27 protein-coding genes are annotated in these 23,987 nt (G+C 50.5%); 10 read left to right on the top strand and 17 right to left on the bottom strand.

From position 1 onward, the window contains the following. Positions 1–11: 11 nt before the first annotated feature. A complete protein-coding gene (locus BD_RS05085; RefSeq protein ID WP_231839283.1) occupies positions 12–461 on the bottom strand; it encodes a DUF3299 domain-containing protein in 450 nt (149 codons plus the stop codon). Between the two features lie 100 nt (positions 462–561). Here BD_RS05085 and hisS point away from each other — a divergent pair, with 100 nt between their 5' ends. Further along, positions 562–1,812 carry a histidine--tRNA ligase gene (gene hisS, locus BD_RS05080; protein ID WP_041583482.1) on the top strand — a complete coding sequence of 417 codons (1,251 nt, stop codon included), beginning with the start codon at positions 562–564 and terminating at the stop codon, positions 1,810–1,812. Between the two features lie 86 nt (positions 1,813–1,898). Here the strand turns inward: hisS and BD_RS05075 are convergent, their stop codons facing one another. Next, positions 1,899–2,516 (bottom strand): hypothetical protein, encoded by a 618-nt coding sequence (locus BD_RS05075; RefSeq protein ID WP_011163630.1) that lies wholly within the window; start codon positions 2,514–2,516, stop codon positions 1,899–1,901. Positions 2,517–2,916: 400 nt separating this feature from the next. Further along, positions 2,917–3,975: a prolipoprotein diacylglyceryl transferase gene (gene lgt / locus BD_RS05070; RefSeq protein WP_011163629.1), complete on the bottom strand. Its 1,059-nt coding sequence runs from the start codon at positions 3,973–3,975 to the stop codon at positions 2,917–2,919. Positions 3,976–4,058: 83 nt separating this feature from the next. Here lgt and BD_RS05065 point away from each other — a divergent pair, with 83 nt between their 5' ends. Next, the gene (locus tag BD_RS05065; RefSeq protein WP_226987935.1) at positions 4,059–4,814 is read left to right on the top strand and encodes a hypothetical protein; all 756 of its coding nucleotides are present in this window, start codon (positions 4,059–4,061) and stop codon (positions 4,812–4,814) included. A gap of 44 nt (positions 4,815–4,858) precedes the next feature. Here BD_RS05065 and BD_RS05060 read toward each other — a convergent pair whose 3' ends face one another. The 4 genes from BD_RS05060 to BD_RS05045 form a co-directional block, all read right to left on the bottom strand. Then, positions 4,859–5,599, bottom strand: a complete 741-nt coding sequence (locus BD_RS05060) for a hypothetical protein (RefSeq protein WP_011163627.1) — start codon at positions 5,597–5,599, stop codon at positions 4,859–4,861. A gap of 99 nt (positions 5,600–5,698) precedes the next feature. Further along, positions 5,699–6,247, bottom strand: coding sequence for a hypothetical protein (locus BD_RS05055; RefSeq protein ID WP_011163626.1), 549 nt, complete (start codon positions 6,245–6,247; stop codon positions 5,699–5,701). Between the two features lie 62 nt (positions 6,248–6,309). Then, complete coding sequence (locus BD_RS05050) at positions 6,310–7,497, bottom strand: RsmB/NOP family class I SAM-dependent RNA methyltransferase (protein WP_011163625.1); 1,188 nt, start codon at positions 7,495–7,497, stop codon at positions 6,310–6,312. Beyond that, positions 7,494–8,126 (bottom strand): hypothetical protein, encoded by a 633-nt coding sequence (locus tag BD_RS05045; RefSeq protein ID WP_226987934.1) that lies wholly within the window; start codon positions 8,124–8,126, stop codon positions 7,494–7,496. Before BD_RS05045 ends, BD_RS05050 begins: the two co-directional genes overlap by 4 nt. Before the next feature lie 147 nt (positions 8,127–8,273). Here BD_RS05045 and nrdR point away from each other — a divergent pair, with 147 nt between their 5' ends. The 6 genes from nrdR (at position 8,274) to BD_RS05015 (ending at position 12,444) form a co-directional block, all read left to right on the top strand. Continuing rightward, positions 8,274–8,858, top strand: coding sequence for a transcriptional regulator NrdR (nrdR, locus tag BD_RS05040; RefSeq protein WP_011163623.1), 585 nt, complete (start codon positions 8,274–8,276; stop codon positions 8,856–8,858). Next, entirely contained in the window at positions 8,797–9,204 is a 408-nt protein-coding gene (nusB, locus tag BD_RS05035) for a transcription antitermination factor NusB (protein ID WP_011163622.1), read from the top strand. The genes nrdR and nusB overlap by 62 nt, the downstream gene beginning before the upstream one ends. Then, complete coding sequence (locus BD_RS05030) at positions 9,204–9,656, top strand: hypothetical protein (RefSeq protein ID WP_011163621.1); 453 nt, start codon at positions 9,204–9,206, stop codon at positions 9,654–9,656. Before nusB ends, BD_RS05030 begins: the two co-directional genes overlap by 1 nt. Positions 9,657–9,735: 79 nt before the next feature. Continuing rightward, positions 9,736–10,290 carry a GTP cyclohydrolase gene (locus BD_RS05025; protein WP_226987933.1) on the top strand — a complete coding sequence of 185 codons (555 nt, stop codon included), beginning with the start codon at positions 9,736–9,738 and terminating at the stop codon, positions 10,288–10,290. After that, complete coding sequence (locus tag BD_RS05020) at positions 10,290–11,135, top strand: pyruvate, water dikinase regulatory protein (RefSeq protein WP_011163619.1); 846 nt, start codon at positions 10,290–10,292, stop codon at positions 11,133–11,135. Before BD_RS05025 ends, BD_RS05020 begins: the two co-directional genes overlap by 1 nt. A gap of 265 nt (positions 11,136–11,400) precedes the next feature. Beyond that, positions 11,401–12,444 carry a hypothetical protein gene (locus BD_RS05015; protein ID WP_011163618.1) on the top strand — a complete coding sequence of 348 codons (1,044 nt, stop codon included), beginning with the start codon at positions 11,401–11,403 and terminating at the stop codon, positions 12,442–12,444. Here BD_RS05015 and BD_RS05010 read toward each other — a convergent pair. The 3 genes from BD_RS05010 to BD_RS05000 all read right to left on the bottom strand — a co-directional run bounded on the left by BD_RS05010 (position 12,441) and on the right by BD_RS05000 (position 14,334). Further along, positions 12,441–12,830 carry a hypothetical protein gene (locus BD_RS05010; protein ID WP_011163617.1) on the bottom strand — a complete coding sequence of 130 codons (390 nt, stop codon included), beginning with the start codon at positions 12,828–12,830 and terminating at the stop codon, positions 12,441–12,443. The genes BD_RS05015 and BD_RS05010 overlap by 4 nt on opposite strands. Next, a complete protein-coding gene (locus tag BD_RS05005; RefSeq protein WP_011163616.1) occupies positions 12,830–13,822 on the bottom strand; it encodes a hypothetical protein in 993 nt (330 codons plus the stop codon). Before BD_RS05005 ends, BD_RS05010 begins: the two co-directional genes overlap by 1 nt. Positions 13,823–13,902: 80 nt before the next feature. Then, on the bottom strand, positions 13,903–14,334 hold the full coding sequence (locus BD_RS05000; protein WP_157865651.1) for a hypothetical protein: 432 nt from the start codon (positions 14,332–14,334) through the stop codon (positions 13,903–13,905). A 184-nt stretch (positions 14,335–14,518) separates the two neighbouring features. Here BD_RS05000 and BD_RS04995 point away from each other — a divergent pair, with 184 nt between their 5' ends. After that, positions 14,519–14,974, top strand: a complete 456-nt coding sequence (locus tag BD_RS04995; RefSeq protein WP_041583480.1) for a hypothetical protein — start codon at positions 14,519–14,521, stop codon at positions 14,972–14,974. 7 nt (positions 14,975–14,981) lie between these two features. Here BD_RS04995 and BD_RS04990 read toward each other — a convergent pair whose 3' ends face one another. The 5 genes from BD_RS04990 to BD_RS04970 form a co-directional block, all read right to left on the bottom strand. Then, positions 14,982–15,350 (bottom strand): hypothetical protein, encoded by a 369-nt coding sequence (locus BD_RS04990; RefSeq protein ID WP_011163613.1) that lies wholly within the window; start codon positions 15,348–15,350, stop codon positions 14,982–14,984. Beyond that, positions 15,347–16,702: a gluzincin family metallopeptidase gene (locus tag BD_RS04985; protein WP_011163612.1), complete on the bottom strand. Its 1,356-nt coding sequence runs from the start codon at positions 16,700–16,702 to the stop codon at positions 15,347–15,349. The genes BD_RS04990 and BD_RS04985 overlap by 4 nt, the downstream gene beginning before the upstream one ends. Before the next feature lie 59 nt (positions 16,703–16,761). Beyond that, positions 16,762–17,154 carry a hypothetical protein gene (locus BD_RS04980; protein ID WP_011163611.1) on the bottom strand — a complete coding sequence of 131 codons (393 nt, stop codon included), beginning with the start codon at positions 17,152–17,154 and terminating at the stop codon, positions 16,762–16,764. 154 nt (positions 17,155–17,308) lie between these two features. Further along, positions 17,309–19,213: a methyl-accepting chemotaxis protein gene (locus tag BD_RS04975; RefSeq protein WP_011163610.1), complete on the bottom strand. Its 1,905-nt coding sequence runs from the start codon at positions 19,211–19,213 to the stop codon at positions 17,309–17,311. A 74-nt stretch (positions 19,214–19,287) separates the two neighbouring features. Continuing rightward, entirely contained in the window at positions 19,288–20,193 is a 906-nt protein-coding gene (locus BD_RS04970; protein ID WP_038451042.1) for a LysR family transcriptional regulator, read from the bottom strand. A 218-nt stretch (positions 20,194–20,411) separates the two neighbouring features. Between BD_RS04970 and BD_RS04965 the strand changes: the two genes are divergently transcribed. Then, entirely contained in the window at positions 20,412–21,038 is a 627-nt protein-coding gene (locus BD_RS04965; protein WP_144314036.1) for a hypothetical protein, read from the top strand. Positions 21,039–21,115: 77 nt separating this feature from the next. Here the strand turns inward: BD_RS04965 and BD_RS04960 are convergent, their stop codons facing one another. Continuing rightward, complete coding sequence (locus tag BD_RS04960; protein WP_011163607.1) at positions 21,116–22,537, bottom strand: M16 family metallopeptidase; 1,422 nt, start codon at positions 22,535–22,537, stop codon at positions 21,116–21,118. A 2-nt stretch (positions 22,538–22,539) separates the two neighbouring features. Then, positions 22,540–23,940, bottom strand: coding sequence for a M16 family metallopeptidase (locus tag BD_RS04955; RefSeq protein ID WP_011163606.1), 1,401 nt, complete (start codon positions 23,938–23,940; stop codon positions 22,540–22,542). Positions 23,941–23,987 lie beyond the last annotated feature (47 nt).

The following is a 23,987-nucleotide window of genomic DNA, read 5'->3' as shown; positions in this document are numbered from 1 at the left end:
CTCCTTGAAAGTTATTTGTAAGGTTCGATCGCCTCTCCGATCAATTCGAACGAGGCATCCCCGTACATAGACTTCTTAGTCACTAGATTCAAAGTTCCGTGGACCCAGATCGGCCCTACCGCCGCATCAGTTCCGCGTTTCATCTTAACGTACACCATTTGATTCGGCGGCGGCGGTGGAACGTGGATGCAAGCCTGCGGGCTTGGCACCAAAAGGAACTCCACCACTTCGCGCTGATCGTCTTCAAGGGGCACCATGAAGCCCGGAATCTTGACAGTCTTCCCGTCCAGCGCTTTCAGCTCTGAAGACGAGTTGCCAGTCACATAGTCCATCTCACCCAACAATCGCCAGTCGACCTCGACACCATTCAATGCGGCGCCACCGGATCCGGCGAACTGATAGATGACGGCAGCTGTAACAGCCACCAGAATGAACGCTCCTGCTAATACCCACTTCTTCATAATTCCATTAAAGACGCTCCCCTCTTTAAAAGCAATAGCTTTGCGCACCGCCCGTGCCTCTGATATAACGATGTTTTGTAGTCAAAAAAGGGCCAATTCCATGAGCAATAAAATTCAACGCGTCCGCGGCACTCGAGACCTGCTTCCTGAAGACAGCATTCTTTTCCGTTTTGTCGAAGAATCAGCCTATGAAAAGGCACTTTTGTACGGATACGGAGAGATCGAAACCCCTATTTTCGAGTTTTCTGACGTTTTTCACCGCACTTTGGGTGAAACTTCCGACGTTGTGAATAAAGAGACTTATGATTTTACAGATCGTGGAGGCGAAAGTCTGACGCTCAGACCCGAGGGCACTGCGGGTGTGGCTCGTGCTTTTATTTCAGAAGGCATGATGCAGAATCTTCCACTGAAGTTCTATTATTCCGGCCCGATGTTTCGTTATGAGCGACCACAAAAAGGACGATATCGCCAATTTTACCAATTGGGCGCAGAGTGTTTAGGTTATGAGTCCCCTTTGGCCGACGTGGAAACGATCTCTTTGGCGTGGGATCTGCTGAAAAAAATCGGCATCTCTGACGACTGCACTTTGGAAATCAACACACTGGGCGACGCGGAAAGCCGTGCGGCTTACCGCGATACTTTGGTGAATTACTTCACAGCCCATAAGGATCAGCTTTCTGAAGACAGCAAAATGCGTCTGGAGAAAAATCCGCTGCGTATTCTGGATTCCAAAGACGAAGGCGACAAAAAGCTGAATGCCAACGCACCAAAACTTGAACAATCCTTGAATCAGACTTCCCAGGACTTCTTCAAGAAGGTCATCGCGGGCATCGAAAAGCTGGGAATCCCTTACAAGATTAATGATCATCTGGTTCGTGGACTTGATTATTATTGCCACACGGTCTTCGAATTCACGACCACCAAACTGGGCGCGCAAGGCACTGTGCTTGCGGGCGGTCGTTATGATGGCCTGATTGAAACCATGGGTGGACCAAAAACTCCGGGCGTGGGCTGGGCTGCCGGCATTGACCGCTTGGCCGACCTGACTCCGAAAGAGCTGGCAACCAAAAAAGAAGTGATCATTGCCGTGGTGGGTGCTGACGAACAAGGCGAGGACGAAAGCGTCAAAGTCGCTCACGAAATGCGCGTTCGCGGCTTTAAGACTGAAAACTTCCTGTCCGGTAAAATGGGCAAGAAGATGCAAAAAGCCAACAAACTGGGCGCACACTATGCTCTGATTTTGGGTGGCAACGAAGTGACTAATAAAACAGTGACAGTGAAGAATTTCACCACCGGGGAGCAAAAAGAAATCACCCGTGCGGAACTTCAGACCTACCCGTTTTCGATCTGATTTTTCAGATGTGATTTAAAAACAAAAAACCCGCTTCGAAAGAGCGGGTTTTTTGTTTCAAGACCAGATTTTCAGAACAGAAGCGCCTATTGGATATTACGCAGCTTGAATTCCATTTTCGGGAACACCATCCCACCGCCAAAGCCCAGTTTCACCGCGACGTGAAACAGATCATTCACCCGATTTTGCGCAGGCAACCAAGAGCCCTCAAGGCCCAGAAAAGCTTCGGCCACCACCCCGACTCCACGACCATAGACCGCGCCGTTAAGTTCGCTCAATGACACTCCACTTGGGATGAAGCTGAACATCCACTTGTAGGCGACCTCAAACTTCAAGCCGCCATTTTTGAAATCACAAAGATACAAACCTGGAACACGCACCACTTCATCTGTGCCCGGCACCAGGAAAGCCGCATCAAAAGCCCACACATCGTGATCCACAAACAGACCGACATTCATACCGTGGGCATACAAATAACCCTTGATAGGAATTTTATCCCCCGGTTGCACATTGAACTGATTTTGCAAAGTAACAACCAGCTGATCGATCTGCTCTTGATTCAAGCGGGTGTTCTTTTTCAAAGACTCCACCAGAACCTCTCGCGACATCCCGGTATCTTTGTCAAAATCCAAAGCCCAAGCCGTAGCCGATCCCAGCGAAAGACAACCCAACAACAACATGGACAGAGCAAGTCTGATGATCATGATGATTTCTCCTGTTGGAAAAAGGCTACCGCTTATTTGAAAAAATCAGTAACAAAAAATTTGGAGTTCAGCCACCCCACCCTCAACATGCAAGCCGTCCTGTACCCCTACAAAATAAACGCACCGCTTCGGAAAAAGTAAGCAGGTACCTTTTCCGCCAACGCAGGGCTTCTGCAAAAGTAAGCAGGTACCTTTTAGATAAGGCGGTATGAGGGGGAATGGTTGGGGGTTTTGCAGCCTCCAACCGAGTTCCGCAGCGCCAAGAAAGCGCGGCATCAGTAATCAGAAAACAAAAAAGCCACCCATGAGGTGGCTATCACAAGGCAACCAGAGCGCGAGGACTGTCCGAGCGTGGAGGCTGCAAAGCCCCCAGCCAGTCCCCCGTGCGTACCGGCGCGATCTATTTACGGTTTAGCTTAATGGAGTGCCCTCTCTGCCATCCCGGGATTTTCAAGGAAGCAGCGCGAGTCCATACAACCATCAGGATCAACCCGACAACAAACATAGCAAGGCTCAGCCACTGACCACGAGTCAGACCCAAAGCCTGGAAGCCGATGTGTGCATCTGGCATGCGGAAGTGTTCATCAACAACACGAACCACCGCATAGATCAGCACGAAACAAGCCGCGATAAAGCCCGGCTTGCGTGGTTTTCTCCATAGGAAGAACAAGAACATAAAGATCAGCAGACCTTCACCGAAAGCGGCGAACAGCTGGGATGGATAGCGCGGGGTCAACAATGGCGCGATCGCCTCTTTGGCTGCGGTGTTGCCGTCTTGGATGGATTCAATCACTTTGTTCAAAGTTGCATACAGCTGTTCACGGGCTGCCATGTCGAAGCGGAACTTATCAACAAGCTCCAGCCACTGTTCACGACCCACGCCGACTTTTTCCACCACCGGAACAAGTTCCGTCAGTTTCGCAGCCTCCTGGCCCGGCCAGGAAACGATGTCTTGCGGGAACTTCACTGCCAATGGGTAGGTCGGGTCACAGGGACGTCCGACAAGCTCACCATTGATGAAGTTGGCAATACGACCAAAGAACACCCCGATCGGGCCCGTCACCGCCACCAGATCCAGCAGGTACAAAGAGTTCACAGAATACTTGCGCGCATACAGCAAGCACGCGATCACGATCCCGATAATGCCCCCGTGGCTGGCCATTCCGCCTTCGTTGACAGCAAGCACGCCCCAGTAAGGGAACTCAGATTTGAATTTCAGGAACAAATCCGGGCCATAGAAAAGCACGTAACCCAGACGACCGCCCACCAAAGTACCGATGGCCGCATAAGTAATAAAATCGCCGACCATTTGGACAGACAGACCGGCACGTTGCCTTTTAGCCAACCAAGTGATCAGGATATAGGCGCAAATGAAACCCATCATGTAAGACAGGCCGTACCAACGAATTCCGAAATCTCCGGAAATCCTTAAAGCAAATGGATCGAAATCATGAACCACAGACGCATCCTTCTTTGAGACATACAACGGTCTCGATAAGAGAATTTTTGGACCTTATGGTAATAAAGCGAGAAAATGGGGGTATGTCCAGATTTTCATCTCTACTTCTACTGTGCATTATTTTGACCGCGAGCTTGTCTCACGCCCAGAGCGGCAGTCGCTGGGGCAGCGGTATTGATTTCACCAAACGAGCCACTGCCCGCGAAGGCAGCCGCTGGTCCCTGTCGGAATGGCTCGAAATGAAAAACCGCAACCGCATGATGGATATGTGGCTGTCAGTGAATTCACCATCACCCTACGAGTTTTCACTCGGGGGCTCTTACAATTCATTCAAAACCGAGGACCCCGACAACACGGCCGTGAGCGATTCTCATGTGTCGTTCATGGGCGAGCTGTCGGCCTATGCCCAGTTCGTGGGCCTGACCGCGGAATATGAAAACAACAGCGAAGAGGAGTTCAACGACCTGACTGGTATGCTGAACATCCGCGTCCTGGGAAATTCGATCCAGAACACCTCTTTGACCCTGCACTACGGGCTGCGCACGCGTGAGGCCGACCAGAGGCTGTCGCAGCAGTTTGGACAGGTGTCGCTGCAGGTTTATTTGACCAAGTACTTTGGAATTGACGGGAAATACCGCTATTTCCTTCCCACCTCCACGGATGAATTGGGAGATGTCGAAGGCAATCGCACCGAAGCCGGGCTTTTTATAGACTTTAAAGCCGTGCGGATCTTCGGAAACTGGTACAAGGAGAGCCAGAAAACAAAAATCCCTGCTGCTGCCGATGACACAGTCACCGATCGCACAGGGATCAGGTCAGGACTTAAGATCTTCTTCTAGAGAAGACAAAAGGCCCGGTTTTGCCGGGCCTTTTTTTATTTAAACTACTCTAGTTCGATCAGCTTGTTTTCGCCGCTTACGAAGTAAGACTCAGTAGCTTGCTCGTGAGCCATTGGAGAAGTCACTTTCCACTCCATGTTCATTTGCATACCAGCTACAGGATCACGCTTGGAGCCTGTGTTGAACACAGACGGGATGATCGCGTTAGCGTCGAAGTTGAAGCCCCATGCAACAGACAGGTTCGCTGGCATGAAGGTCGCGTTAGTGATGTATTTACCAACGCCATCAGCTGAACCACCCGCAGTGTAAGTCACGCGGTAAGAGAAATCGACAACAGACATACCGAAGCCGTTTTCATAAGTTACGTTGTAAACTTTGGACTGAGGAATGTTCCAACCAGCAAGGTCAGACCAGCAAGTCAAACCAGCAGGAAGAGCGTTTGCAGTGTCCAATTTCACGTTAACAACAGATTTACCCGCGTTGATAACTGCGAAGATTTTTTTACCGATGTTGATGATTTGATCCACGATCAACTCAATAGCATTCAATGGATTCACGTCGTTAGCGATAGCGGACTCGCCTGTGAATTTCACGCGCAATGGGCGCTGAGAGTTGCAATCCTGAGAAAGACCGTTTGCACCTTTGGCATACGTTTCCATCTGTGGATATTGAGCAGTTACGTCGCGAACGATAACTCTCTTGATTTCGAAGTAAGCTTTGTCTGTAGCGAATGCGGATGACGCCATACCCAGTGTCAACGCAGCAGCGATAATAGAACGAATCATTTGGACCCCCTTGTTTCGTTGGCAGGGGTCATATCAAGGCAAATACGAGCTTTCAAATGAAAAAGCCCCGATGCTGACTATTTAACCTTTCGCAAGGCGTCACCACTCTTTGGTGAGCGTAAGCATTGGGAAAATCCAGGATTTAGAGTTGGAGGTGCTGGTTTCAGTCCCGTCCACGGTCTTCTTTGTATAATTTGCCAGGTAGTAGTTCAAAGACGCCCCAATATGGAAGCCCTCTTTGAACTCGGGCATGACCCCGAACTGAAACCACATGCTGGTGCCCGTCCACTTTTCGCGGTCCGTGCCGTTGGCAAAGGTGGCAGTGCTGAGAATGTTGTAAGCCATGCTCAGGCTGTAGAGTTCATGACGGCCGAACTGCCACTTCACGTAAGGGCCGGTGTCACTGGCAGTGAAGTCGATCGTCGCATCGTCTTTGTCGGTGTGAGAAATTCCAGAATAGTTCCAACCGCCCCAAATGCGTTTTTTCAGGCTGAACAACAGACCGAGATTGTAAAAGTACTTGGCGGAGGTTCTGGTTTCGTCGGTGGTCAGATTGTCGGACATATAGGTGCCACCCAGTTCCAGCAAAAAACCGGCATGGGCATTCACAGAAAACATCAATAAGGCGGCCACCAAAAGTCTCTTCACAGGATCTTTATCGGCTCGTTTGCTTAGGACCCCGAGGCCAGTCGGGGTCCAGTTGCAGACTCTTAATTTCGCTTCAGCAAAGCTGCATAGAAGCCATCATAGCCCTCTTTATCCGGACGAACGTGAATTTGCTTGAGCAAAGTCCAGTCCTTCCCGTGTTCAGCCATGAATTTTTCAATCTGCTTTTCGTTTTCACTCGGCAAAAGGCTGCAGGTCGCATAGACCATCTGCCCGCCTTTTTTGGTCATGTTGCAATAGGTGCTCAAGATCTCGTACTGCAAACCATGCAGACGGTCGATCTCTTCGTTGCTCAGTTTCCATTTGGTGTCAGGATTGCGGCGCAAAACGCCCATTCCCGAACAAGGCACGTCCAGCAACACGCGGTCCGCAGTGTCGTACAAGCGCTTGATCACTTTGTTGGAATCAATCAAACGTGTTTCGATCACGTCCACACCATCCCGGCGGGCACGGACTTTCAGCTCTTTCAATTTCCAATCATGAATATCCAGGGAGATGATCTTGCCCTTGTTCTTCATCATGGAAGCCATGTGCAAACTCTTGCCACCGGCCCCCGCACACGCGTCGATCACGCGATGACCGGGCTCAATTCCAAGCAACGGCGCCACCATCTGGGAAGCGGCATCCTGCACTTCGAACAGACCCTGCTTGAAAGATTCGGTGATGAAGACGTTTTTACGCTCCACCAAGCGCAGAGCGTTCGGCAGATCCGGAGAAACTTTCGTGGCGTTGATGCCGTCTTTTTCCAAAGTTTTGATCAGCTCATCCGGCGTGGTTTTCAAAGTGTTGGTGCGCAGGAACACTTCCGCGGGTTTGTTCAACGCGCGCATCGCATCCTTCCACTCTTCGCCCAATTCCAGGGTGCCACGTTCGTGCATCCAGTCCGGAATACTTTGCGCAATGGCGAACGATGAAACATTCTTTTCACGGGCGATGACTTCTTTCGGGTCAAGACCGTCAAGCTCTTCCCAGTCCGGAAGTTCGTTCCCGCCGCGCACCCAGTAGGCGCCCCAGACTTTCCAAAGATCATTGTCATCCGCAAGGTGGGACAGCAGGCGCTCCCAGCGCACGATTTCGTAAACAGATTCAGCAAAGAAACGGCGGTCGCGGGAACCCCAGCGGGAGTTGGCCTTCAGATGGCGCTGGATGACTTTGTCAGCATAGAAACCCTGTTCAAAGATTTCATCCAGAGCGGTAACGATTTCAGATACGAGATGCTTGTGAATTTTCAAAATGTAAACACCAGGCCAGTGGCCAAAAAGGTTCCGTTGAACTGCCCCGAGGACAGAATAAGAAGGTGGTTTTTTAAACCAGCTTCAATGAAGAATCCAGTGTTTTCAAAGATATTGAAGAATCGAGCGCCGGCGATCAGCTGGTAATCCAGGGACAGTGCAGATTTTCCAGAGGCCTGTTTAAAGAACACACCCAATCCGGCACCGGCTCCAAAATACAGAGGGAAACGTGAGGTCGCATCCGGGAAGGTGATCATCGGAACAAACGAAAGCTTGTTCGGCGTTTCACCGCCCACGTCGAATTCGGAATAATCCATTCTTAGCAGCAAATCCATGGAGTTGTACCACTCGCCCACTCGGTAAGTGACCCCGAATTGATTTTTACCCACGTCGTCCTCTTGGCCGTTCTTACCCCAGTCATAGGATTGTGAAGCCATGTAACGGCCAAAGTGCAAAGCCAGATAATGATCCGACGGACCGCCGCCGGTATTGAACGAAGAAGATGAAGCCGTATCACGCGGTTGGAAGTACTTCGCAGCAGCGTCACGGCCGACCACGGGCTGGGAGTCTTGGGCTGTGGCAATGGAGCTTAAAAACAAGGGCAAAATCAACGATAGAAAAGTCTTCACACGCACCTCAATTCTGGCTTCTATTCTATTCAGTTTTCCCTCTGGCGAGGAAGTCGTTGACACGCGAAGTCATCAACACTAGACCCATTGACTCAAGACAGGCGCCTCCCTAATCTCCGGCTAGCTTTTTGGACGGGACTAAAGACTATGAAATGCCCTTTTTGCGGACATGCTGATGACAGAGTTTTGGATACCCGAGTGCAGAAGGACGGAAGCATCCGCCGCCGTCGTGAATGCCTCGAGTGCAAAGCCCGTTTCTCGACTGTAGAAACGATCATGCTCGCGTTCCCGTTCATCATCAAAAAAGACGGCCGCCGCGAACCGTTCAGCAAAGAAAAAATCCTGAAAGGTCTTCAAGCCTCCTGTCAGAAGCGTCCGGTCAGCCTGGCGCAGATCGATGCGGTGGTTGAAAAGATCTCTGCCTGGGTGATCAATCGTGGTGAATCCGAGATCTCTTCCCGTCTGATCGGGAAAAAGGTCATGGCTGAACTAAAACAACTGGATGACGTTGCCTATATTCGCTTTGCAAGTGTATACAGAACCTTCAAAGACGTTCAGGAATTTGTGGAGACTCTGGAAGACGCCGAACTTCTTGATTTTGTCGACGCAAGTAATCCACAATTAAGCCTCACCGCTATGACATTTGTTGAAAGCGAGAAAAGTACGAACCATGAAACTGACAGCAAGACGCCAAGCCCGCGAACTCGCCCTCCAGGTCCTCTTTCAAACTGAGTTTGCTCCGCAGATCAGCTACCAAACATTCCTAGAAGTGTTTGAGCAGAGTCTTGACCCCGAAGTGATCACTTATGCTGATCTTATCGTGACCGGTGTGAAATCCAACAAAGAAGCGATTGATTCCAAGATTCAAGCCTCCAGCGCCCACTGGAAAGTGGAACGCATGGCGACCATCGACCGCAACATCCTGCGCATTGCCGTTTACGAAATGCGTTTTGCGGCAGACCCAATCAAAGAAAACATCGCCATCAATGAGGCGGTGGAAATCGCCAAAAAATACGGAACTTCCGATTCTGGCAGCTTCGTTAACGGACTTCTAGATCAAGTCGGCAAGGCTCACTAATGGCTCTTAGCGTACTTTCCCAGGCCAGCGCTCTCAACCCGGGTTCCGACCTGTGGATTGTGCCTGATCTGGAAAAGTCGCCGTGGACCGCGAAGCTGGATTGGTACCTGAACTTTCAGGTGTGCAAATCCTCGCGCCACCAGTCCCCGACACTGCCTGACTTCTTGGGCAGCGTGCTGGAACAGACCGAGCTGAATAAACCCGCGGTGCCTGCGGTGTCTGACAAGCCGCTGATGATCGCCTCGGACAAACTTCTGCCAAACAAATGGGTTGTGATTCTTCCCTGGAACGACGACCTTACCCAGTGGACCGCCGAGATCTTCCGCATCTGGAAGAATCTGAACGAACCCACCTTGCGTATTTTCATGCCACCTGGACAAAGTACCGGGAACCTGCAGATTGCCTGGCAGACCCACCACCCGGTTCAGGAATTCACAGTCGTCCTTGATTAAACAAACGTTTCTCACCACAATTAAATAAACCGCCAGCACCAACATCATCATTTGGCGGAGCATCTTAGTGGGAGCGTTCATGGAGAAATTTTCGCAGTCTTTGGTGTCAACAATCACAAACCTTCAGAAACGACTTGAGTCTGTTCTGGATAATGATTTTGAAGCCAAGGTGGAAGCGTCAGAGCGCCATGCGCACTTTGAACCTTCCCGCGATCTGTCTTTGGTGCGCGGCCTTTCTTTAGGGCTGCCGGAAGATCATATTGATCGTGCGATTGTGGTGTTCTCGCGCCTGGCTTTGTTGTTTGATGCCGGCGTCATGCTGGAAAACCACGACGGTCAGTGGAAAGCACAAGCTTACTTCCATAAAGGTGCGACTCACCTTTTGAAAAACAACTCCAAGTCCTTTGTTAAAATTCCGCCGATGAATCTTCTGTCAGTGATGACCACCGCATCCCAACCGATGCTGGAAAAGCTGCAGCTGCAACATCTGGATCCGGAAAACAAAACGTCCTGCCTTTTGATCAAAGCCAGCCCTGACTTTGCCTTTATTCTTTTCTCGGGCATGGCGGACCTGTGGCTGAAAGAACATGTCGAAAACGTGCGCCGCGCGCTGATCAATGGACTTGCTGACTGATGGACGGCGACAACAAAACCTACACCATCTATATTCTTTCCGACAGTACCGGCGAAACCGCTGCGACGATGATTCGTGCGGCTTTGGTTCAATACACCACCAAAGACGTCAATATCATCCGCTGTAAAAACGTGCGCACCGATACTCAGGCCGAAGCCGTTATCGAAGAATGCTTCGAGCGCCGAGGCATGCTGGCCTACACCGTTGCCAGTCAGGGCCTGCGCGCCAAGATCCGCGAAATGGCTTCCGGCAAAGGCATTCCGTACTTTGACCTTCTGGGCCCGCTGCTTTCCACCTTGGACACTTTCTTTGGTCAGCATTCCGAAGACACTGTGGGTGCTTTGCGTGCGGTCGATGAAAGATACTTCAAACGCATTGAAGCCATCGAATACACCGTGAAACACGATGACGGTAAAACCTTTGCCGAACTGGACAAGGCGGACATCGTTTTGGTGGGGATTTCCCGCACCAGCAAGACGCCGCTTTCCATCTTCCTGTCCCACAAGGGCTGGAAGGTCGCAAACGTCCCGCTGGTATTGGATACTCCCCTGCCGGAAGAATTGTTCAAGATCGATCAACGCCGCATTGTGGGCTTGATTATCGATATGGATTCCCTGCAGCGTATCCGCAAAAGCCGTTTGGAAAAATTCGGTCAGGATCCGGGTGGGTCCTATGCTTCGATGTCTCATATCGCCAAGGAAATCGAATACGCTGAAAAGATCTTTAAGGTGAACCGCCGCTGGCCGGTCTTCAACGTCACAGAACGTGCGTTGGAAGAAACCGCCAGCGAAATCGTGCGAATCATCGCCGCCCGTCTGGGACTTCCCGACAGCGTTATCTTCTAGTACGACGGCCGGGCCGCCTTGGCCCCGTCGGCCTGCTTCCATCCACTTCGCGACACGCCGTCCGGGCTCTGCCGTGGCCCGCGCTTTCGCGCGGGTGCGCGCCATCGTGGCGCCCACGGAGGTCGCTGCGTGACTGGTAGCTGTCCGCCGGGTCCAAGACATCCCAGCCTCGCTCTTTGTGGCACGCGTTCACTCGGCCTTTACGCAAAATCCAAGATAAGTCTGTGGCATACCAATTGTATCTCTGTTTATACAGAGGTTATATATGGGTTCATCGGCTCTTAAATTCCTTATCCCTTTCCTGACCTGTCTAGTGTCTATACAGGTACAGGCGCAAAGTGTTGAGTCGGACTTTATGGCGAATCAGTGCCCCGAGATCTCTTCCTTTTCCTCAGTGAATTTATGGCAAGACGGTAATGATTTATCTGTCTCATCTTGCGGATTCGCGCAAAAGCTGGCCGATGTTGTCGATTCGATTTCTGATTGGGCTCCCGTCTCTGAGAAAATCATGCTGTCCTTAAAGCATTCTGCCAGCGGGGCTTCCTATGATGGTGTGAAAGTACTTTCAGCCGCAGAGTTTCTTTACATTGAAAGCTCAAACCACAAAGAAAAACATCTGCGTACTGAACAGGGCAATCTAACAACATTTGCCCACGAATATGGTCACGTCATCTTAACGGACTGGCTGACTTGCGACATTCCTGAATTCAAAGCCATCCGCGAAGGCATTGCCTCGTCCATGATCGCAAACCAAAAAGTCTACTTCCTTGCGAATCAACGGGGCTTGATTGAAAAGCGCATCATTGCAGCACCCACTCAGTCCCACCAAGAACGCTTACTGAAAAAGAAACAGGACATTGAACGCCAGTTGGCGCAAGCCTACTTTGAAGCCGGTGAATTTTCAGCGGAACAAAACCGTATTTTGAATTTACTTGCTCCCTATCACGAGCTCTTCGCCGATGTGGTGGCCGTGCTTTATGCAGAAGATCCTCAAGCCATGCGTAAGGCTGTGGAATTTCCCAGCGGCTCTAACAAAGATATCTATATGGCTGAAGCCCGCGATTTCACCGTTGGGCATGCCCACCAGCACTGGAATGACTCCACCCCGCATTACATGCTTTCACCAGTTCGCAGCAGTCTGTTTGCAGGCCATTGGATCAAGAGATATTCTTCAGCAGAAAAGCGCGAATATCTTGTAAAAGTCTATAACCTTTTGCGCGACGATATTCTGTCCCGCTGGCATCAAGAAACGCCTTCAGTTCAAGATGCCAACAAAACGCTGATCGAAAAGATCAATTCAAGGCTTTAAAATTTGAACTTTATGGTTTGGATTTTGGCGGCTCCGTTTTCTTTGACGAAAACGACATAGCCGTGGGATTGTTTTTTTAGTCCGGTCAGCTGCATGCAGAAATCCGTTTCGCCTGAGACAGGTTTCATGGGTTGAACCGGCGCGTTTTCTTCGCACTCACGCAAATCTGAAAAAGAAATGCCCTGATCCAGAAACCGAATCATCTGAGCCTTCACCGCCGGAATAAGCTTTTCCGAAAGTTCGGCATTGGCACAGCGTAAAAGATCAGCCTCTTTGGCCTTTTGGTTTTCGCAAGCACGGAAGGTCTTCCAGGTTTTACGGGCTTCCGACACATCGACCTTTTCACCTGCCGACCAGGCCAGGGACAGCAACAGCAGATAAATCATTATTGCGCCCCTTTCTTTTTCTTTTCACCAAAAAGCTTAAACAGCAGATAGTCCCCGCCGCCGGACATTGCGGCTTGCGCGGTGTCGATCACATCTTTGGTGGTCATCGGAGAGGCTTTTTCAATTTGGGAATTTCCCGTGCCACGACACTTCGGATGCAGCAGCAAGGCGGCTTTGTCCGCATGGACTTTTTTGGCCGTCTCGCAGGCATTTGCATCCACCGGACAATTCATATTCCATTTTTTTGTGACCGCGGTGATCCGGTCATGAATTTCCTGGGTGGCGAAGCTGCTGCAATTGATGGTTTCATCCATGGCCGGTTCAAAGTAATTGGCCAGATCAAATTCGCGGTTTTGCACAAACTTTCCGTCTTTGCACACGATCAAGGGGGGAGCTCCATCAAACAGATCACGCCAGAAATAAAGGCCTTTATAGTTGGCCATCAGATCGGCATAGGATTTCACACCGGGTCGCTGCAGCCCCCACGTCGCATTTTCCTGCATGATCCCAACTTCCAGCGCCTTTTTCACTTTGTCAGCCGGAAGCTTAGGATCCTGTCCGACCATGTCCCAATACATGGAACCGTGAGAAAAGAAGTGGTCGATCTTGTCAAATCCGACAATGAAGGTGGCATCCTTCACCTGTACTTTGGCGCTTTGAGAAAAATAAAGCTGCGTGTACGGCTTGCCTGATCCATAAGGGACCTCGGTGTGAACTTTCGGCCCCGCCTGCGGCACATTGAAATACAACGCTTTGGTGATTTGCGGAAGGTTGCGATCCAGATCGTCTTCCAGATATTTCAAAAATCTTTTGCGATCACAGGATTTGCTGCTGTAGTTGTAGTTATCAAGCGCCATCACCAAAAGAGCATTCACAACGCGGTTGATTTCCGCATTGGCTACCACCGCGTTTTTATCACGGCGGGCGGAAAAGTTATCCGGCTCTCCAGCAAAGACATTCCAGGAAAATAAGAAGACCAAAAAAAATGCCATTGGTTCTATTATCCAATGGCATCGTCATTTTTCCCAGTTTGTTGCAAGGCCCTAAACAGAATCAGACCTTGGTACTACGGCTAGGGCTGCTGGCCACGCTTCCCGGCCCACAGTTCTATTCCTTCAGGGGTCAGAACCAGATTGAAGCGGTCTTCCATGGAGCTTTCAAAGGCCATCTCAAAGGACTGCTGGAACTCCTTCGTCGCCACAAAAGCCTTCACACTGCGGCCCTGGATTTTCACGATCTCAGACGGCAGGAAACGGATGGTGCAAGTGGCTCTGACATCCTCGCGAGCGCATTCGATTTTTACACTTTCATCGGCACTCAGCCAGCGATAGCGGCCCTCAGCTCCCACGGCATCCATGAACTGCTGGATTCGCCCGTAAGCGCCAAGCTCGTTCAGCAGAACGCCGACCTTTTCCGCGCGATGAAACACCGCCACGGAGTCCGCCGCAGCCTGGGCCCCTGCTCCTGCCAATAACATCAAAATCACAACCATCAATGCCTTCATACAGAGTCCTTTCATTTAGGTGACCTTAAAGATCCCCGTGAGGAATACGAGAAAAATCACTGAACCACATAAAAACCAGTCAGACACCATAGAATGCCCCGTCACAATCCTGACAGTTATGGTAATTTTGCCTATCAAGCCCCCACCGCTTTACACCCGCCCCTGCCTTCTTTATGGTCAGCCCATGCTTAGATACCTGATTTTATTGTTTTTGTTTACACCCACGATCGCTCAGGCCACCTGTGTGCCCAGCGATCAATCCTGTGACTTTTACGCCTGCAAAGAGCGCGAACACGCCTGTGGAAAAAAAGGTTACTGGCAGGACTTCGGATATCCCTATTGTCAGAAATTCTTAAAAGACGAGGCCCGCTTTTCCAAGGACTCTCAGATCTGGCTTCAGGACGTGCGCTACTGTCTGCAGGTGCGGGTTCAGGAAGTTGCTGATGGCACCAGCTGCAATAGTCTGCACACGCAGGCAATGGACAGTCATGTGAGCTGTTATGTCGACACGGGTTTTTGCGATTTGACCTATATGGAACAAGTCAAAATCTACTGGTATCTCAAAGGTGCCCTTCGCAGCGCCGACACCTGGCGCGAGGCTTATCTGCTGAAGCAGGCCTGTGCGAATCGATTCAACTAGCAGGCAACTATTCGATCTTTCGTTTCCAGATAAATGACAGGTCCTCTTCCCCCATCAAAACTTTCAAATACAGGCGGCCGTTCATCTGGCGAAGGACGGTCCAGCTTTCAAAACCCAAGCGCATGTCAGAATCCTGAGAGCACCAGGGTGCATTGTCAGGATGAACTTCAATCACCTTCTGATAAAGTTGCTCCTGATTAAAAGAATACTGAGCCCGTCTTTCACAAAACCCCTGCTCCCCTTCGCGCCAATAGCGCAAAGTGTTTTCAGTGTCGGAACTGAAGTGATAGACGATTTGCAAAGCCGGATTCGGGGGTGGCAACTCCTGTCCCTGATAAAGCAGACCCACAAAAATCCAAACTCCCAGCAGGCTCATAACCACCCTCGTTTGGAAAGAATCCCATTCACTTTCCGCGCCTCCTCGGACGAAAGTTTCTGGGCACACACGTCTTTCAGGGTCGTGCCGAAGTCGGCAAAGTCGCTGCCCGGTACCAGACGATTTAAAACCGCCATGGAAAGTTCCAGTCCCTTTTTAAAACCCAGCTGCTCAGAGATTTCCCATAAGGTGCCACTGATAATTCCGGAATCGTGATACAAACCACCATTTCGATCCGTCACCTTAAGATCATTCAAAACGGTCCTGCGGAAAGGGGCTTTTTTGTAAGAAGCTTCTCCCATGCGAGGGCTTCCCAGCTGCATGGCTGTGAAATAGTCGGCAAAGCCCTCGTTCAGGGATCCGCCTTCCCCCTCAAAAGGCAGTTTGGCCAGCACATCAATCACTGCGTGAGCGCTTTCATGAATTACAATGGACGGATCGCGCGGAATGTTCTGATAGAATTCGCCGTCGCCCTGGCCCAAACGAATTTTCCCCTGATAGTAAAAGGCAGAATTGGTTTTTTCCGGGTATCCCACAAAGACTTCGGCCTGCACCTGAAAAGGCATTTTGAATCCCAGACGACTTTGAAACCAACTGAAAGATTCGTTCAGATACACAAAAGCCTGCGTTTGATCGAAACGATGGTCCTCCATGGAAAACTTCAAGGGACCCGCCACTTTGTCGATCTTGTTAGGGGCCTGCGAACTTACATAGACCCAATGGTTGGCCAGAGTGGGCTCCAGATAAAGACCTTTCAGGGGAACTTCCTGCACCGACCCCAGCAAAGGCCCCCGTGGATACACCCAAGCACTGGTATCGATAAACTGCGAACCCGCTGGCCGGATCGAGCGTACTTCCAGATTTCGGTTCAACTTCAGTGTCCACATCTGGCCTTTGGGATCCATATAGTCCACTTGCCAGATGATCTCGTAAAAACCACCGCGTTGAGTGATCACGGGAGTCACACTTTGTGGCGGACGCTTGCGAAATAAAGGAAAGGCGGATTGCAGCTTTCGCAGAATGCCGGAACTTTGCTCTTCAAGAGAGGCAAAATCCAAATGCGCAAAAGCGGTCTCGGGCTTAACAACACCCGCGCGGAGGCGTGTTAATTCCCCATCATCGGCAAGAATTTCTTTTTTGTAGGCGGATTCAACGACGAGCCCCTGGTAAATCTGAGGTTGCAGGCGGATCCATTCGTGACCGGACAGGTTCTTTTCCGCGGGAGCGAAATCAAAGGAAGCAAGCTCTGCCTTGATTTTTGTCTTATCTCCCTCTTTCCAATCGAAGGTCTGAAACGAGGTCTTGGTGCAGCCGATAAAACTTAAAGACAGTAAAAGCAGGATAACGTGCATGGCAGCAATCCCTTCAAAAAAAAGAGGGCTCTTAAAAGCCCTCTTTTGGGTGCAAATTCTTACTCGATCATCACTGATTTTTCGATGTAAGTGCCATCCCCATTTTCAAAATGCAAAGTATGTTTGCCCGGGGCAAAACGGCCCAGACGGACCTCTTTCTGGAACGGAATCAGAACCATCAGACACATGCCGGGGCTGACGGTCGCGATGGATTTAACACTGTGATAGTAAGTGTCTTTGTGATCAATTTCGGCGTTCTTCCATTTGTAACAACCATTCTGGAAGATGCCGTTCACCACGACATAGACATCGGATGCGGAATCAAAACCACCCGGAACATATACACCACTGATACCAATCTGAACATCCTTGGCAGCACCTTGCTCCTGAGAAGCCATTGCTGCAGAACCAAGACCTAACAAAGCTGCCATAATCAAAGAAACGATTTTCATAGTGACTCCTTGAACTCTGCCGGTCATCGGCAGGGACCCGTGCTTGGGTGATTGCACTTTATCCCCGCTTCAAAAAAAACAAGCATGACCGGGGTCATGCTTGATTCTGCGAGCCATAGGAATCCATTCCCCGGGTGGAGAACTTCAATTCGAACTAAGCGGCTTTCCAGCCTTCTTCGTCCATTTCTGAATGAGCAGTTGTCCTTGCTGCTGGTGTTTGAGCGGAAACCTGTACACCTCTGTCGCCATACACAACATTGTTCAGTTCATCGACCACATTCTTCATGATGGCCGCTTGAGTGTTGATCTCTTGCGCAGTCCCGGCGATCTCTTCTGAAGAAGCCGCATTGGACTGCACGGACTGATCCAGTTGATTCATGGCTTTGGAGATCTGAGAAATGCCCGTGGACTGCTCCTCGCTGGCCATGGAAATTTCATTGTTCAGATCTGCGACCTTTTTGACGGAGGTTACGATATTCTTCAGCATCTCGCCGGATTTTGCCGACTTGTGCGTGCCACGCTCAATTTTTTCAACCGATTCTTTGATCAAACCAGTGATGTCTTTTGCTGCTGAGGCGGATCTTTGTGCCAGCGTGCGCACGGCTTCCGCAACCACGGCAAAACCTTTCCCGTGCTCACCAGCTCGGGCCGCTTCGACAGAGGCATTCAGTGCCAGCAAATTCGTCTGGAAGGCGATATCATCAATCACGTTGATGATTTCTTCGATCTGTTTGGAGGACGCTGAAATCTCGTTCATGGAAGACAACAGCTCGCCCATCTCTTTTTCACCCTGAACAGCGGTCTCAGAGGACTGCGCCGAAAGCGCCGCCGCCTGTTTGGCATTGTCCGAGTTCATTTTCACCATGGAGGTCATTTCTTCCAGAGCCGCCACGGTTTCTTCCAAAGAAGCCGCGGAAGAACTGGAGGATTCAGACAAGGACTGACCGGCAATGGACAACTGATGAATTGCAGAAGACACCAGCTCGCCGGAGTTCTGCAGCTTTTCAGAAAGACCACTGACAGATTTGGAAATATAGCGCGCCATCATCATCACTGCCACCAGCAACACAAAGATGCCAGTCAACGAAATGATCACCTGAGTCCACACTGCCGCATTGGCTTCAGCCAGAACAGTTTTGGTCGGAGTTCTAACAATCAAAGCCCAAGGCTCTTCCGTCGCACCCACGTTCATCGGGGACACCACGTACAGATACTCAAGGTTGTCTTTAGGGTCGATACCGGTGATCACCAGCTCTTCACCCTTTCTGATCGCAGTTTTGAATTTATCAGCTTCAAACGGATACTCGGCTGCCTTGGTGATCATGGATTCTTCCGGATGCGAAACCCAGTTGCCATGCGCCGTCACCAGGAAGGCCTGAGACGTTTCGAATGGCTTGATCCCTGCCGCTTTTTTCTGAAGGTCCTTCAAGGGCAGATCCACACCCGCCACACCGACGAACTTTCCGTCGATCACGATGGGCACCACCGCCGAAGTCATCAACACCTGCACGCCATCAATCGGGTACAGATAAGGCTCAACCATGGTTTCTTTCAAACGCTGTTTTGGCACCAGGTAATAGTCGCCCTCACCCTGCTTGGCGTAACCCACCAGTGGCGTCAAAGAGGACTTGCCCCCTTCCCAGTTCAGGTAAGGAACAAAACGACCCGTTTCATCGTGACCTTGAACAGACACATATTCAGAGTCCTTGCCATCCCAGGCATTTGGCTCCCAACCTGTCCAGGCTCCGATCACGAATTTGTTTTTCTCCAGAATTTCGCGCAATGCTTCAGCCACTTGAGATCGGCCGGTGTTATTGCGTTTTTTGAAAGATTCAAGGATATGAGCGACGTTGCGGGAAATACCCAGGCCGCGCTCCACTTCCAGACGCATTTCTGTGGCATAGGCACGTCCCATTGCCACCGTCTTTTCGGTCGCGGCTTTTTCCGCGTTAACGTGACTGTTCCGAGCCATCAGGAATGTCATCGTTCCCAACACCAGCAATGCGATAAGAATGATTGGCACTGCGAGCTTCACCTGAATTGAGTAGCTTTTTTTCATGGACGTCCCTTCTGACGAAAATGATCTGAGAGTCTTTTCGGTCAGAAGGGCTCACTTATTAATGGGACCTAAGGTCAGCCTTTTTCCTGCTGAGCCAGGGTCTGATAGAAAACCTCGACCAAAGCACGGCTGTCGGAATTCTTTTTATAATAGAACATCAGATCAATTTCGTAGTGCATGTCTTTTACGTACACACGACTTAGGCGGCCCGAACGGACTTGCTTCTTGATTGAGTGTGCCGGCAAAAAGCCCCAGCCCAACCCCGCTTCAATCACCCGCTTCAAGGTCCCTACGTTGGAAGACTCAAAGATCGAAGTGACCTTCGCCCCCTGGGTCTGAATCTTGCCATGCAGTTGGCTGTAGAAGGCCGGGAATTCTTCGGTGAAATCCACCAGTGGAAAAGCTCCCATGTCCTTCACCATGATCTGTTGGGGCATTTTTTCATCTTTACTTGAACCCACAAGCCACATTTCTTCCTTCAAAAGGAACTTCTGCTCGCTGCTATCCAGCTCGGACGCAAACTCAGTTTGTACGTCGGGCAGAATCAGAACATCGTACTGGCCTTTTTTGTATCCCTTAATCAGCTCTTCCCCGCGATCGTATTCGATCTTCAGGGTCAGCTCGGGATTGTGGCGCATTAAACGTCCCACAATGGGACTCATTACGTGCAAGCCCAAAGAGTTCAGCGTCCCAATTCGCAACTGCCCCTTCATTTGATTCCCGATGGATTTAATGGCGATTTCAGCCTGTTGGGTCAGATGAATGATCTTTTTTGCGTACTCATACAGAACCTCGCCTTGGGGAGTGGCCTTGATTGAGCGCACACCCCTTACCAGGAGCTCCACACCTAGATCTTCCTCCAGATTGCGAATCTGCTGAGACACCGCAGGTTGAGTCAGGTAGAGCTTATCTGCCGCGGCAGTCATGCTCCCTTCGCTGATGACAGTCACAAAGGTGGTCAGCTGATAAAGGTTCTTCACAAGAAAATCTCCCTTTTGCTCTTTGATCCGAGAGGAAATTGTTATTATACTTACTTCAATGCCTACTCCAGCGAAACTGGAGTGCTAATAAAAACAGTCTCCAGTAAAAACCAGCCGAGGTCTGCATGAAGTTTCGTTTGTTCGCATCACTCGCCGTTATTCTACTCAGTTTTAGCGCCCATGCAAAAGTCTTTCGTAATGCTTATATAGCTTTCGAAATGCCGGAAACCTGGAAGTGCAATCTGGAGCAAACCGAGTGGGTCTGCCGAAGTGAACAAACCAAAGAAGCCAAAGAGGCCATCATCATCCTGACCGCCAAAGAAGTCGGCCCGACGGACACCTTTGCGCTGTATGAGTCTCACCTGAATGCGCCGATCTCGGTGGCCCTGAAGGGTGGCGGCGCCTCTGAATCAAAAATTGTCTATAAATCCAAATCTGTTCAAATCAATGACCAGACCTGGATTGACTCTCTTCACCTGGGCTCTGAAGTTCCCAACTACTTCACCCGCTACCTGGCGACCATCAAAGACAAAATCGCCATCCTGATCACCTTCAGTGCTCATAAGCAGTACTATACCAAGTACAGCCAGGACTTCTTCAAGGCCGTGATGAGCTTGCGTGTGATCGCTTCCAAAAACCTTCTGGCAAAACCAGAGCTGGGGCCGATCCGTCCAGGATCTGAAACCCTGGGAGCACCGATCAGTTCCGCGATGCCGGCAGACATGCTTCAGGGTGAGGAAGAAGGCGGCAAAGGCAACAACAAAGCCCTGCTGCTGGGCGGAGCGGTTCTGCTGGCGGCCCTGGGAGCTTACATCTTCCTGAAAGCCCGCAAAAGAAAGCGCTAAGATAACTTAAAGACCTAAAAACAAAAAACCCGCTCTTTCTTAAGAGCGGGTTTTTTATTTGTGCGGTTTGATCTGTCTTACTTGATTCGCTCGATTGTCGGCTTGTACTTTTCAAACTGAGGAATGATCTTTTCATCTCCGTAAACCAGAACCTTGAACTTCGCCGGTTCCACCGCTTTTTTGAAGGCGGCATTGGCATCCTTCGGTCTGATTTTACCAACCGTCTTGTTATAGTCAGTCAGGTAGTCCACCGGGATGCCATAGAAATCCAGCGCCAGCAGATTGTAAGCCAGACGGTCCGCCGTTTCAATCGCCCGAGGGAACTGCCCGATCAGCTGATTGCGACCGGCTGCGACTTCCTGCTCGGTCGCCCCGTTGGCGGCAAAGTCAGAAACCACTTTCAGGGCTTCTTCCATGGTCTTGGCGGCGGTTTCATTCTTGGTGAACGTCGTCACATCATAGCTGCCGCGCTCTTTACGAACATCAAAGTATGAATAGATCGAATACGTCAGCCCCTGGTCGTCACGCACCTTCTGATTCAACCGGCTGGCAAAGCTGCCACCCACTGTTTCGTTGGCCAGGCGCAGGCGCAGGAAGTCGTCATTGTTGCGCGCAATACCCAGCTGCCCCAAGCGGATCTGAGTCTGCTGCAGGCCCTTTTTAACGATCAGCTTCACCTGCAGGGAATCATTCACTGGCGGTGCCGCCACCGCAACTTCCGGAATTGTGCGTTTGGTCCATTTGCCGAAGACCTCTTGAATTTTGTTTTCAAAGACCCCGTCAAAATTTCCCACCACGGCCAGAGAAGCATTGTTCGGACGGTAGAATGTCAGGTAGTGCTTGATGATGTCCTGCTTGTTGATAGAACGCAGGCCTTCAGGCGTTCCATTGACGTCGCGACCATAGGGATGACTGCCAAAGACAAACTGATCCATTTTTTCGTCAGCAAAGGATGAAGGATTATCGATCTTCTTTTGCAGGGCTGCCAGCATCTGGGAACGCATGCGACCGATTTCGGCATCCTTGAATGCCGGATTCATCGCGACATCCGCAAACAGGCTTAACAAGATATCCGCCGAAGAAGACAACGAATCCGCATAAACCGTGGTCACATCCGCGCCCGGGGACACATCCACCGAAGATCCCAGTTGACCGAATTCATCCGCCAGCTTTAAAGCATCACGACTTTGTGTCCCCTGTTCCAGCAAATAAGCCGTCAACGCATTCAGACCCGGCTTGTCCGAACCTTCCTGCATGCTGCCGGTTTTCATCATCAATGTCAGACTGACCCGGGGCAAAGAACTGTCATGAATAAAAAACACCTTCAGTCCGTTGGAAAGTGTGATTTCCTTGTACGGCTGAAGTTTGAAAGAACCATTCCCCTTGGTCACGTAACCTTCAGAAGGTGGTTTAGTGACGGTTTTTTTTCCGGAACTGGAGCAGGAAACAACCGCGGTGCACACCAAAGGCAAAGTCAAAGCTAAGGCTAAATTTCTCATGTCTACTGTTCCTTTTTCACTTTGGGTTCAAGGGTGATGATCGAGCGTTGAGTCTGTTGTGTATACTTGTCAGCAACACGTTTGATGTCATCCGCAGTCACGGCCTGGTATTTTTCCAGATCTGTGAACAGGCTTTGATAGCTGCCAGTGACGATTTCGTTCACGGCCAGGGCGCGCGCTTTGCCGTCCATGGTTTTCAAAGAATCCACCAGATCCTTCATCACCTGGGTTTTGGCTTTTTCAAGCTCTGCTTCAGTCACTTTCTGATTACGCAGCTTCCAGATTTCGTTATACACAACATCAAGAGCCTCTTGAGGCGCCTGACCCGGTTTCAGGTTCACACCCACGGCGAACATCCCCTCGTCCTGCATGGCATAGTTGTAGGAATAAGCGGAAGTCGCTGTTTGCTTTTGGTACACCAGACGCTTGTGCAGACGGCTGGACGTTCCATAACCCAGAATGTTCGCGGCCAGATCCAGAGCGTACATATCAGGCTGCCCCTGTTTCGGGCTCTTATAGGCAACTACGAAAGAAGTGTTCTGAACGTCTTTGCGCAACGTTGCGTTCTGCTGAACTTTTTGCGCCGGCTCGGAAGGATATTTTCTTTCCGGCAAAGGACGGGAAGGCAATTTGCCATAGTACTTTTCAATCAGACTTTTTACTTTGGAGGTGTTGAAGTCACCGACCACCACCAGCACCGCATTGTTCGGCACATAGAAGGTGTTATAGAAGTAGCGAAGCTTTTCAGAATCATAAGCCTCGATGTCCTTCATGTGGCCAATCACCGGCCATTTGTAAGGGTGCACTTTAAAGATCGTGCCCATCATCAGTTCGCGCAAAAGACCCATCGGATTGTTGTCGACTCTCCAGCGCCGTTCTTCTTTCACGACTTCTTTTTCGCTCTTCAGGTCTTCGGGGCTGATCAGAAGCGAACTCATGCGGTCCACTTCCATATCCATCACCAGCTCCAGTTTGGAGCTGGGCAGGTTTTCATAGAAGCCGGTGTAGTCATTGGTGGTGAAAGCATTGTTGGTGATGCCGTTTTCATGGAAGATGCGGTCAAAGGATTTGCCGTCATACTTCTTAGCCCCCTTAAACATCATATGTTCCAGCATGTGCGCAGCCCCTGTCACACCCGGGGATTCATCGCGGGAGCCCACACGGTACCAGGTGTGATAACTGACCATCGGAACCGCGTGGTCCTCTAAAAGAAGCACGGTCAGACCGTTTTCCAGGGTGAACTTGGTCACCGGCAGGGAAATCTTCAAATCGTTTTTGGGTGCCCATCCTTGGATGGCGCCGATAACGTCTTTATCTGGTGTTTTCGGTACCGGTGTTGGATCCACGGCATGAGCAGACAGGGACAGGCTCAGCCCCAAGAGCAAAGTAGAAATCCTTTTCATAGATGCTTCTTTCGTTGGTTATGCAATAACCCCTAGTTTGAAACTGA

Source organism: Bdellovibrio bacteriovorus HD100 (genome assembly GCF_000196175.1).
In the GTDB taxonomy this organism is placed as follows: domain Bacteria; phylum Bdellovibrionota; class Bdellovibrionia; order Bdellovibrionales; family Bdellovibrionaceae; genus Bdellovibrio; species Bdellovibrio bacteriovorus.
Note: the sequence above shows the minus strand (reverse complement) of the source record. Positions and strands in the feature narration are given on the sequence as shown.